We start from the raw sequence: 11,958 nt of genomic DNA, 5'->3' as shown, positions 1-11,958 counted from the left end.
AGATTAGGGTGTTTGTTGTGAGTTATGACTCGCCTCTGGTAGGCGAAACCAATATAAAATACCCAAGCCGCATCCCTTCCAAGGCTACGGTCAATCCAAAATCCAAGTTGCGCTGGAAGCGCACCAAAGGTGCAACCTAAAATCTAAAATCCAAAATTGATTGACGGGGTTCTTCATAAATTAAAAATAAACTTTTTTTTAACGCCCAGCAAAAATTGGTTACTCCGATCGCGAATAAGTTTAACCTAAAAGCATAATTCTCTGTAATACATAGCTCCCTATCTCAACTTTATTAACCTTATGTCATCTCCACAAATTTTACTGATTCGTCGCGCTCGGATAATTCTACCCAATGGGGAACTGATGATTGGGGATGTATTGACCCGCGATCGCCAAATAGTCGAAGTTGCACCAGAAATCACCGAAACGGCAGTAGCCACTGAAATTGACGCAGAAGGGTTAACTTTGTTGCCAGGAGTCATCGATCCGCAGGTGCATTTCCGAGAACCTGGACTAGAACACAAGGAAGATTTATTCACCGCCAGCTCCGCTTGTGCTAAAGGAGGAGTCACTTCTTTTTTAGAAATGCCCAATACCCGCCCTTTGACAACGACACAGCAGGCTTTAGACGATAAGCTACAACGTGCCTCACAAAAGTCCTTGGTTAATTATGGCTTTTTTATTGGGGCAACAGCAGAGAATCTACCAGATTTGCTCTTAGCAAAGCCAACACCGGGAATTAAAATTTTCATGGGGTCGATGCATGGTCAGTTGTTGGTTGATGGCGAAACAGCATTGGAGGCGATATTTGCTAAAGGCGATCGCTTAATTGCTGTTCATGCCGAAGACCAAGCTAGAATTAACCAACGCCGCCAAGAATTTGCTAATATCCACGATCCAGCCGTTCACTCGCAAATTCAAGATAATCAAGCGGCCTTGCTGGCAACCCAACTGGCATTAAAACTTTCTCAAAAATATCAACGTCGTTTGCATATTTTGCACATGTCAACTGCTGAAGAAGCAGATTTACTGCGTCAGGAGAAACCTAGTTGGGTAACAGCAGAAGTGACACCACAGCATTTGTTGTTGAACACCAGTGCTTACGAGGAGATTGGCACTTTAGCACAGATGAATCCACCTTTGCGATCGCCCCACGATAATGAAGTTCTCTGGCAAGCTTTGCGCGATGGCGTGATTGATTTTATCGCTACAGATCACGCGCCGCACACCTTAGAAGAAAAAGCTCAAGAATACCCCAATACTCCTTCGGGAATGCCTGGGGTGGAAACTTCTCTAGCTTTGATGTTAACTGCGGCGATGGAGGGAAAATGTACTGTTGCTCAAGTTGTTAACTGGATGTCAAAAAATGTAGCTGTGGCTTATGGTATTCCCAATAAAGGAGCGATCGCGCCTGGTTATGATGCTGATTTAGTGCTTGTAGATTTAAACACATACCGTCCAGTCCGGCGCGAAGAACTTTTAACCAAATGCCGTTGGAGTCCCTTTGAAGGCTGGAACCTCACCGGCTGGGCTACAACCACCATTGTCGGTGGTGAAGTTGTTTATGACAAAGGTCAGGTAAATACACAAGTGCGGGGTCAAGCTTTAACTTTCTTGTAGGAAATCTTTATTTAAGCTTATGTAGTAGACAAACAATTAGACATCAAAGCCATACTTGAACGGGCAAGATTTTTATCTATCCCAAATTAAGACTAGATCAATGCCATTTGGTTAAAGCTAAAAGACAACAATCCTTTTTTTTCCCTTTACCCTTTTACCTAAAGGTATTGACTAGTCGCTGTATCAGAGATTGCAATTTTAAATCCTGAATTTATTTATAAGTGTTTCAAGTCAAAACTTCAATAACTAATCCTTTCTTGCAATGGATTACCTATTTATTTTTCTTTTCCCTGCTTTGCATACTTGGCGGTTTCTAAAAAACTTAGCTATTCTTCCATTTGGATAAAAACAAACAAGCAAATAGAACCATATTGCGATTCATCTCATGATGCTTGTTCCCAGAAACTATGCCCGGAAACATAACTATAGAAATAATCAAAGAGAATTGCTATGTCCTTCAAGATTTTAGCTTTAGACGGTGGCGGTGTTCGCGGAGTCATTGCAGCACGAATACTTCAAGAAGTAGAGCAAGAAATTAGAAACCAGGGTAAAGGAAACTTTTTATACGAATACTTTGATCTGATTTCTGGCACTTCTACTGGTTCAATGTTAACAGGAGCGATCGCTTTAGGAAAGGAGAGTCATGAACTCATTAACCTGTATAAAGATAGAGGTCAAGATATCTTCCCGTTAGAAAGAAAAGACCGCTATAAAAACTTGCCGCCCATCATCAAATCAATTCTTGATGTATTTTCAGGGCCTAAATATTCTCATGATGGAATTATTAACGCCCTCAAAGATACCTATAAATCTACAAAAATAAAAGATATTGAAAAACCGATTATTTTGATTCTTGCTTACGATACATTATATCGTAATACAACCTTTTTTACTAATTGCCATCCCGATTTAGGAGACAGATGGTACGATGACTGTTATTTATGGCAGATATGTACTGCTTCTGCCTCAGCTCCTACTTTTTTTCCACCATATAAATTAGAACCTGTAGATAAAGAAAAATTTGGTGATTGGGAATTTCCCCACATTGATGGAGGAGTTTCTGCCAACAATCCCTGTCTTGCAGCCTTAAGTCTAGCTATGAGGATCAGTCAATCTTCAGTCTCTCCAACAATTAAGCAAAAATATAAACTGGATAATCTAAGATTGGAAGATATTTCTATTCTTTCTATTGGCACAGGTCAAACTGGTGAACCATATCAATATAAGCAAATAAGTAAATGGAGAGGTTTAGACTGGATACAAAATCTTACTAATATCTTTATGGAACCTACATCTGAGATTGATAGTACTATTTGTCGGCAAATTATGGGCGGATACGATTCTAAACGTTACTTACGGCTTCAGTTTGACTTAAATGAGACATTTAAAGCCAAGCCAGACGAGACTTATAAAGATCCTCGGATTGTATTACCTCCAGAAGAGCGAAAAAACCGATTTACAGGGGAAAAAGTCAGTCCAGAAATAGATAATGCTAGTTTGGAGATTATTGAACAGTTAATAAATACTACTGCTGCATTTATTGATAAAGGTCTTACTTACTATACCAGAGACGACTCTGGTTCTCCGATCAAGGAGGCGATCGCCTCTTTTATAAAAGATAACTAGTGCATCTACGTAGACATATTCATATCAATTAGTAAAGGAAAAAACATTTCGTATTTATACATAACTAGCGTATAAATACGAGATGTTTTCTTTAATTTATTGATATCAGTATTAATTACAGATGTGAATAGAATAATTTCTTGCTATTTAAATTAATTTTCAAATATTTGATAATTCAGTATTTCTGTGTATATATTTTGACTTTAATTTGGGTATATTGAGGATAAGGAAAAGTTAGACAACTTCTACATAACTTGCTTGATGTTGTTTAACTTGTCTCTACTAGCTTTGGCTGCTAAATAATCCAGATTTGTTCTTTTAATGACAGTAAAGAACCAATCGGGTAAAACCAAGCTGACTAAGTTTTGTAAAAACTCTTATTTAACCCAACAACAGTTTACATTTTCTTTATTTATAGACCATCTAAATCAGTTTTTAACTGATTATCGCAGCAATAAAGCTGCTGTTACAAAATTTTTTAATTTATTTTAGGTTAAGATAACAATGTTAGTAATTTACAGTGGTGAGCGTGGTAGTGGCAGATAGAACGAGTGTGGAGTTCTCCCTCGACTGTTTGCAAAAATTTTCTCGTATTACATATTAATAAAGTGACAATTCTCGTACCTAAGTCGGGAGATCAGCTTAAATCGCGGCAATAACTTCGCTAATGGCACAATTGAATGGGATGAGTTCCACTTGACGAGTGCCCTCATTCCCATAAATCAAGCTTACACTTAAATAGCTATTTGGCTTGTAAGGCAATCGTTCTGCCCATTCAACTGCCACAATTCCTGGTATGACTTCAACACCTTCCCAGTAACTTTCTAAATTCAGGGCTGCAACTTCTTGTGGTTCTAGGCGATATAAATCTAGGTGATAAAGGGGCAGGCGTCCTTCCGTATACTCATTAATCAGGGTGAAAGTGGGACTGACAATAGGTTCAGTGATTCCCAAACCTTTGCCAATACCTTGAACTAGGGTAGTTTTACCAGCACCTAAATCACCTTCTAGTAAAATTACACTGCCAGGAGTTAGGGATTCACCGAGAGTAATACCTAAGCGTAGAGTCGCTTCTGTATCTGCAAGAAAAATTTTCATAATTAGTCATTAGGCATGGGGCATGGGGCATGGGGCATTGGTTATTCACAAATGACAAATGACAAATGACAAATGACTACTTACCGTGATGACCTTTACCATACCACCGCAACAACACTTGTGCTAGTTTCTGCGGGTTGTGACGGATAACACCCGTTTCATCTTCATACAAAACATTAGCTAGAACAATCCTTCGTCCAAGCTGAGTTACGGCTTCTCTATCCAGGAAAACGGGATGGGAGTTTTGTTCGGCGTAGCGGATGAGTGATTGCTCCGACGGGGATTTTTTGTGGATTAGTACAGCATCAAATAGCCGCCTTTCTCCACAAGCAGCATCAATTGCTCTGATATGATCTGCAACAGTGTAGCCTTCAGTTTCTCCTGGTTGAGTCATTATATTGCAGATATAAATACGGGGAGCATCTGTTTGAGCGATCGCATCGGCAATTTCTGGTACTAATAAATTAGGAATCAGGCTTGTATAAAGGCTACCTGGGCCAATAATAATGTAATCAGCTTCTTTAATTGCCTTAATAGCTGCTGGTACTGCTGGAGGATTAGCTGGAATGCAACCAATTTTGACAATTTTACCGCCAGCCTTGGGAATGCTAGACTCCCCATCAATGCGGCGACCATCGGTTAATTCTGCCCAGAGACGAACATCACTAAGAGTTGCTGGTAGTACTTGTCCCCGTACTGCTAGCACTTTAGAACTGGCTGCAACTGCTTGTTCTAAATCTCCAGTAATATCACTCATTGCCGTTAAAAACAAATTACCAAAACTGTGACCTGTTAACCCATCTCCAGCCCGAAAACGGTATTGAAACAATTCTGTTAATAACTTTTCTTCATCTGCTAATGCAGCCAAACAATTGCGAATATCCCCTGGTGGTAACACTCCAAATTCTTGACGCAACCGCCCAGAAGATCCACCATCATCGGCAACAGTGACAATAGCAGTAATATTAGCGCTGTAGGTTTTTAGTCCTCTCAACAACGTAGAAAGTCCCGTACCACCACCAATTACCACTATTTTCGGGCCTCGATACAATCGATGATGGGCCAGTAAAACATCAATGAGTTCCTCTCCCCCTTCTGCTCTTAGTACTTTAGTAATTGAGCCGACAGTGCGAGTTTGCCCCCAAAGCACTAACAGCAAGCCGCCAAGCAGCACCAAAGGCCCACTAACATAGTTGGGTAAAATGTTGGTGATTACTCCCAGAAGATTCCTAAAAAACTCGATCATCCAAAAAATTGGGGTCAACTTAATCCAAATAGCTAACCCCAAACTCGCCAGCAGTACACCCCCAATACTGATTAACAACCAACGTTTTACCGATAGTCCAGGGGATAACCATTTGAACCACTGGTTAACACGATAGGAAGTACGAGAGCGCGACTGCTTTTGCAGGGCGTTGAGGACTTGTCTGAGAAAACCAATTGACATACCTGATTTACAGCAGTGCTACAAACAATAACTAACAAAAAATTTACACCACTTGGTTTAAAACACTTGGCGTGAAACTATTATATTTGTCTATTCCATTAGACTAAGAGCAAGTGGTCAAAATTGCCAGTATTCCTAGTTAAACAATACCTTAGCTTGATAAAAATGAATTTAATAGAAAAACGAATTTTAGGATTAGATCCAGGACTGGCAATTTTAGGATTTGGGGCAATTAGCTGCATACAAACTCCTAACAAGATACCAGAGACTACAGTAAATATGCTGGATTTTGGGGTAATAAAAACCTCAGCAGATGTAGAAATGGGACTGCGTTTATGTACCTTGTTTGATGATTTACACACCGTGATTGAGGAATTTAAACCAGATTTGGTTGCGATCGAGAAACTATTCTTCTATCGGATGTCAAGTACAATACTGGTTGCACAGGCGCGGGGTATAGTTATTTTAGTATTGGGCCAACGTCGTCTTCCTTATGTAGAGTATACTCCTGCTCAAATTAAACAAGCTTTAACAGGGTATGGCAATGCCGATAAGTCGGAAGTGCAAGAAGCGGTGGCGCGGGAGTTGGATTTAGATCATATTCCTAAGCCAGATGATGCTGCGGATGCTTTGGCGGTGGCTTTGACGGCTTCTTACCAGCTGTAGATTGTAAAAAGACAATAAAGTTTGTCAGAATTAAGATGCGACGCTCGTTCCTCTCTACGAGACGCTACGCGTAGCTTGCTTCCACGGAGTGGTACGCTAACGCTGCGCTATCAGTGAGGGATTTCGATCCAGCATTGATAGTTTTGCACCAAATTTTCAATTTAGTGTGGTGTTTTACCATTTATTAGACTTCTTGCATAAGTCGGGAAAAGGGTAAGGGGGAACGGGGAAAGGTTCTGTATTATCCCCTTCCCCTTTAACATGAACCCCTTTTTCCCCTCTTGCAAAAAGTACTTTTGCAAGAGGTCTATTGAGCGTTAGACTGAGCGCTCACGCCGAACTCCACCATTGACACGAAATTCAATTTCTTATTTTAATACGCTTGGGTTAAGGATTTTTGGTATTGATTTTGGGTATGTAGAGACTAGCAATTGCAACGTCTCTTGCATTGGATTTGGGGCTTAACTGAAGTGTATTGTTTCTTATTTTGGCGAGGTTGCGTATGTATTATTTATTGTCAGTAAAGATTTTGCTTAATAAGTATTCTTAAAAATAAAACGTTATAACTATTGAAATTAATAGTAAAAATATTATATTTCAAATGCGTTTGCCTTGCTCATGTATCTGAGAGTGAATTATGTTTAAAAGCCAGCTAACAACACAATAAAAGGACTTGAGAATCTAAGGCTTATGTCGGCAGGTAAACCTTTAAATCACCAGTTTAATCTCACTTATTTAAATATTGATCATAACAATCTAACTTGATACACAAGTACACTTAACAGAAGTGGTACAATAATTACAAGTACTTAATCGTACATAAATTTTAAGCTTGCCATACCACTAAAGGTATTATATATACAAAAACTTTCTCTAAGATTCAGTACAAAGTTGCAAAAAATACTAATTTTTTATATTTTACTGAAACAATGCAATTATAAGATATTGGCTGAAGCTGCTTGAAACAAATCATTAACATTTAAAAATAGCTAAAATAGCTTACTTATTTTCTAAGTAGTTCCAAAACTGTATGTTGCAATAATGTCAACTGGAAGAATTATTATTTGATGTGTATAAGCTTCTATGGTTAAGCGATCGCTCCAAGCATCCCTCGCCGGGATTCAACAAGCCAAAAAAGCGTTCGCTCATAAGGGGTGGACACAAGATAATTTAGCTCTTGAAGTCAACTTAAAGACTCGCCAACCAATTTGGCGGTTTTTTACTGGGCGTCCTGTTGAGCGTCATATTTTTATAGACATTTGTTCTGTGTTGTCGTTGAATTGGCGGGAAATTGCGGCTAATTCTCCAGAAGAATTCTCTGAATCAAAAGAACTGGGTAATGCTGAATTTTTAGATATTGATGCTCTAGTACAACAAGTGCAATCGCAACGCTTCGACAAAATTCAAGACCAGTGCGGCACTTTGCAGTTATTAGATGTTACTCGCCCCGTTAGAATCGACGACATTTACATCGATGTCAACATTTTGGAGGAGATTGCCAGCCTTCAGTGGTTAGAGTTTGCTGATTTGCAAAACTTTACATCAAAAGAATTTGACCGCTTTGGTTTAGGTGAAGTATCTCAGACACAAATAGCGGGGATCACAGCAGTTCAAACTTACTCAAAGCTGCGGGTGTTGGGTAAACCGGGAACAGGTAAAACCACTTTCTTACAACATCTGGCGATTCAATGCAACCGAGGGAGATTTGCAGCAAATCGGGTTCCTATTTTTGTCACCTTAAGAGATTTTGCCGACAAAACGAGAGTTGCAGGAGAGTTCAATTTACTGAACTATATTTGCGAAGACTTCCTCACCTGTGGAATTTCAGATCCATCTGTACTGGAAACTTTGTTGTTGTCAGGTAGAGTATTGCTTTTGCTGGATGGATTAGATGAAGTACTCCATCAACAGAGTAAGGGTGTCGTCAATGAGATTCGCAGACTATCTGAAAAGTATCAAAAAAATATGTTTGTCGTCACCTGCCGCACGGCAGCTAAAGCTTTGAACCTCAGACGCTTTACAGATGTTGAAATTGCCCCTTTTAGTCAAGATCAAATTGTTGCTTTTGCTCAGAAGTGGTTTACAGCAGTTACGAAAACGAACATTGAGAATAAACAAGAACAGGCATTTGAGTTTATTGAGAAACTAGATTTACCCGAAAATTTACAATTTCAAAGACTTGCTATCACTCCCTTGTTTTTGCATCTCGCCTGCTGGGTTTTTCATCACCAGAACAAATTTCCAACCCAAAAATCTGCTTTTTATAAGCAGTGTTTAGACCTGCTCCTGGGTAAATGGGACGAAACTAAAGCAATTGAGCGGGATGAAGTATACCAAGGTTTTTCATTACCACAAAAACTTAAGTTGCTGAGTCAAGTTGCTAGCGCGACATTTGAGCAGGGTAATTACTTTTTTGAACAACGCATTGTTGAACAACACATTAGCGATTATATCGGTGATTTGCCGAATGCTTCTACAGAACCAGAGGAATTGGAATTAGATAGTGAAGGGGTACTTCAGGCGATAGAGTTGCAACATGGATTACTAGCAGAACGAGTGCGGGGGATTTTCTCTTTCTCTTATTTGACGTTTCAAGAATATCTGACTGCTCGAAAAATCGTTGCCAGTTATAATTTACAAGCATTAAAACAACCCTTAGAACGTCTGGTGACTCATATTACTGAACCCAGATGGCGTGAAATCTTTTTGTTAACGATTGCCATGCTACGGAATGCAGATTTTTTGGTACTGTTGATGAAGCAAGAAATTGATGCGCTAGCGGCTCAAGATCCATATTTGCAAAAATTTTTAACTTGGACAAGTCAAAAGTCTGTCGCTGCTCCTGTGCCTGCTGCAATTCGGGCGTTTTATCTTGCTCTTGCTAAGACTCCTCACCTTACCCCGTACTTTGCCCTTGTCTGCATCTTCGATCAAGATATTTTTTTGGATGCGGCATTAGATAACCTAGTAAAGGAATGCGAATCTAATTTTACCAATGTCTATGGGTGCAATGATGCTCTGAGTAGTGCTTTAGCAATTGTTCAAGATGCTGGCTTACATCAAGTTTTACAAGAACTTAAAGACCTACTGCCCGATCCAGAACAAAGTAGAGAAAGGATTCAGACATGGTGGCAAACAAGTTATCCTGCTTGGATAGAACAGTTAAAAACTGCGATCGCCAAGCATCGAATTCAGCATCACTGGCACTTCAGCCCACAGCAACAGCAAGTATTGCAACAATATTACGATGCCAATCAGTTACTTATCGATTGCCTTAATAGCAACTGTGAAATCACAGACGTTGTGCGGCAGGAGATTGAAGCCGGTTTGTTGTTGCCGATGAAAGAACTCTCCAAGCGGGAATGGTAGGGATTGTGATGAGGCAGGGGGCAGGGGGCAGGGGTGGGAGAGGAGATATATCTTAGAATGCAACAATGAGTCTTTAATATTCATTAATGAGGCTCGGAACTCCATTAATGAGGCTTTAATATTCATTAGACTATTGCAAAAATTCTTGAATCACCCCTCTCCAACAGGCATTTTCATACTAGAAGATGTTTAATTATTTAGAAGACATAGATAACATTGAGCAGCTTTTATTTGCTAAGAAAAGGTATCTATGCTAGGACACAAGATTATTGTTATTGGGACTTCGGCAGGCGGACTCAAAGCACTGGGCGTAATCTTGGGTGCTGTGCCTGCTGACATTGATGCTGTCTTCTTCATTGTTCAGCACCTCCCAGCAGACAAGCCCAGCATTCTCCCCGAAATTCTTACAGATATATGCTCTCTACCAGTATCTCACTCGGTAGATGGAGAGCCAATTCAAACCGGGCGAATCTATATTGCACCCCCCGATTATCACCTGTTAGTCAACCAAGGCTTAATGCGTGTCGTGCGTGGGCCTCAAGAAAACCGCTTTCGCCCCGCGATCGATGCGTTATTTCGTTCAGCTGCCCGCGCTTATGGTACAAGGGTGGTAGGCGTGATACTCACCGGCTATCTTGATGATGGCACGGTGGGGTTGCAGGCAATCAAGAAACGGGGCGGAGTGGCGATCGTTCAAGACCCGAAGGAAGCAGAATACCCCAGCATGGCAAAGAGCGCCTTGCGGTATGTAAAGGTCGATTACTGCTTGCCCCTTGCAGAAATCCCAGACTTGCTAGTGCAGTTGTCAAAAGAACCCGCCGCCAAGGAGGAGGCATACCCCGTGACTGAAGAGATCGAAATTGAATCCAAGATTGCTGAACAGCAGATGAATACCCAAGAGTTTTTAGAGAGTGTAGAAGCGATCGGGACTCGAACGACTTACACCTGCCCTGAATGCAACGGCAGCATCTGGCAAATTGGCAAAGGAGAGCCGCTACGGTTTCGCTGTCACACGGGGCATTCCTTTACAGCTAGTGTGTTCCTGGCAGAGCAAACTCAGAATCTTGAAAATGCGCTGTGGTCGGCTGTGCGAGTAATGGAGGAAAAGGTTACATTCTCGCGTCAAATGGCAGAACGGATGAGAAACTATAATTTAACTCGTGCTGCAACAAAATATGAAGATCATGCAATAAATTTAGATAAGGAGGTATCTTTAATTCGAGATATCATTCTCAATGGCTTTGCCACGAAACGAACTATTGCCGCAATAGAGGAAGAACAGCCGGAGTAGCTGGAGGCTGAACCTTCTTTAATCACTATCGCTATAAAAATCCAAAATCTTAAGGAATACTAGTACGCCACGGCGTAGTAGAGCAACCATTTAAAATTCCTAAAGAGCTTATTCCATAATACTTTTGACTTTTTTACCCTGAGCGCAGCCGTACCACTTCGTGGATCTTGCTACGCCTAGCGTCCCGTAGGGAAGGGTGACTTTTTTACCCTGAGCGCAGCCGAAGGGTGACTTCCACCTTGCAGTACTAGGTTGTAAAAAGTCTGCTTATATCGTCTGCAAATCTGCCTCAGTGAGGAGTATCATCGTTTCTGCACCAACTCTGCCAAAGTCAGGCTCTAGCCCTAATGCCATCTCAATGAGATACGTCCATGTGCCAGATTCAGGTTTGTAGCTCCGTACAATCCCTTCTCCACCAACAAAGCTCACCCATTGGATATTACGAAACTTAGGCAGCTTTATAAAGGTTGCAGTCATGCGTAAAACTCCTCAATTCATAGTTGATACCTTCTGTTTTAATAGAATGAATTAAATATGTTTTGTATCTTTTTAAGTAAAGATGTTTAATCTGCATCTATAACTTTGTGAATGTTTTAGATGCAGATTAAACAATTTATACGTAATTCAAACACACAAGCACTTTCGTGCAGAATACAATTGCGTTCGTGCAGAATACAATTGCGTTCGTGCAGAATACAATTACGTTCGTGCAGAACACAAGTGCGTTCGTGCAGAACACAATTGCGTTCGTTCAGAACACAAGTGCTTTCGTCCAGAACACAAGTGCTTTCGTCCAGAACACAAGTGCTTTCGTTCAGAACACAAGTGCTTTCGTCCAGAA

Annotated in this window: 8 protein-coding genes; 5 read left to right on the top strand and 3 right to left on the bottom strand. The window is 40.6% G+C overall.

Annotation, left to right across the window (positions count from 1 at the left end):
* The first annotated feature begins 300 nt into the window (after positions 1-300).
* On the top strand, positions 301-1,620 hold the full coding sequence (locus tag RMY00_RS11150; protein WP_322647594.1) for a dihydroorotase: 1,320 nt from the start codon (positions 301-303) through the stop codon (positions 1,618-1,620).
* A 450-nt stretch (positions 1,621-2,070) separates the two neighbouring features.
* The gene (locus RMY00_RS11145; RefSeq protein WP_322647593.1) at positions 2,071-3,246 is read left to right on the top strand and encodes a patatin-like phospholipase family protein; all 1,176 of its coding nucleotides are present in this window, start codon (positions 2,071-2,073) and stop codon (positions 3,244-3,246) included.
* Positions 3,247-3,888: 642 nt separating this feature from the next.
* Here the strand turns inward: RMY00_RS11145 and tsaE are convergent.
* Positions 3,889-4,344: a tRNA (adenosine(37)-N6)-threonylcarbamoyltransferase complex ATPase subunit type 1 TsaE gene (gene tsaE, locus RMY00_RS11140; RefSeq protein WP_322647592.1), complete on the bottom strand. Its 456-nt coding sequence runs from the start codon at positions 4,342-4,344 to the stop codon at positions 3,889-3,891.
* Positions 4,345-4,420: 76 nt separating this feature from the next.
* On the bottom strand, positions 4,421-5,791 hold the full coding sequence (locus tag RMY00_RS11135) for a gluconeogenesis factor YvcK family protein (RefSeq protein WP_322647591.1): 1,371 nt from the start codon (positions 5,789-5,791) through the stop codon (positions 4,421-4,423).
* Between the two features lie 174 nt (positions 5,792-5,965).
* Between RMY00_RS11135 and ruvC the strand changes: the two genes are divergently transcribed.
* The 3 genes from ruvC (at position 5,966) to RMY00_RS11120 (ending at position 11,117) form a co-directional block, all read left to right on the top strand.
* A complete protein-coding gene (gene ruvC / locus RMY00_RS11130; protein WP_322647630.1) occupies positions 5,966-6,457 on the top strand; it encodes a crossover junction endodeoxyribonuclease RuvC in 492 nt (163 codons plus the stop codon).
* 1,083 nt (positions 6,458-7,540) lie between these two features.
* Entirely contained in the window at positions 7,541-9,826 is a 2,286-nt protein-coding gene (locus tag RMY00_RS11125) for an NACHT domain-containing NTPase (protein WP_322647590.1), read from the top strand.
* Positions 9,827-10,076: 250 nt separating this feature from the next.
* Positions 10,077-11,117 (top strand): chemotaxis protein CheB, encoded by a 1,041-nt coding sequence (locus RMY00_RS11120; RefSeq protein WP_322647589.1) that lies wholly within the window; start codon positions 10,077-10,079, stop codon positions 11,115-11,117.
* Positions 11,118-11,384: 267 nt separating this feature from the next.
* On the opposite strand, the gene RMY00_RS11115 is transcribed toward RMY00_RS11120, so the two are convergent.
* Positions 11,385-11,594, bottom strand: coding sequence for a hypothetical protein (locus RMY00_RS11115; RefSeq protein WP_322647588.1), 210 nt, complete (start codon positions 11,592-11,594; stop codon positions 11,385-11,387).
* Positions 11,595-11,958 lie beyond the last annotated feature (364 nt).

This window comes from Nostoc sp. ChiVER01, assembly GCF_034531155.1.
Taxonomy (GTDB): Bacteria; Cyanobacteriota; Cyanobacteriia; order Cyanobacteriales; family Nostocaceae; genus Nostoc.
This window is presented reverse-complemented; position numbering and strand designations above follow the sequence as displayed.

Bases quoted from the DNA above. Each gene is read 5' to 3' on its own strand.
- RMY00_RS11115 (WP_322647588.1), bottom strand. From the start codon at position 11,594: ATGACTGCAACCTTTATAAAGCTGCCTAAGTTTCGTAATATCCAATGG.
- tsaE (WP_322647592.1), bottom strand. From the start codon at position 4,344: ATGAAAATTTTTCTTGCAGATACAGAAGCGACTCTACGCTTAGGTATT.
- RMY00_RS11145 (WP_322647593.1), top strand. From the start codon at position 2,071: ATGTCCTTCAAGATTTTAGCTTTAGACGGTGGCGGTGTTCGCGGAGTC.
- RMY00_RS11150 (WP_322647594.1), top strand. From the start codon at position 301: ATGTCATCTCCACAAATTTTACTGATTCGTCGCGCTCGGATAATTCTA.
- RMY00_RS11135 (WP_322647591.1), bottom strand. From the start codon at position 5,791: ATGTCAATTGGTTTTCTCAGACAAGTCCTCAACGCCCTGCAAAAGCAG.
- RMY00_RS11125 (WP_322647590.1), top strand. From the start codon at position 7,541: ATGGTTAAGCGATCGCTCCAAGCATCCCTCGCCGGGATTCAACAAGCC.
- RMY00_RS11120 (WP_322647589.1), top strand. From the start codon at position 10,077: ATGCTAGGACACAAGATTATTGTTATTGGGACTTCGGCAGGCGGACTC.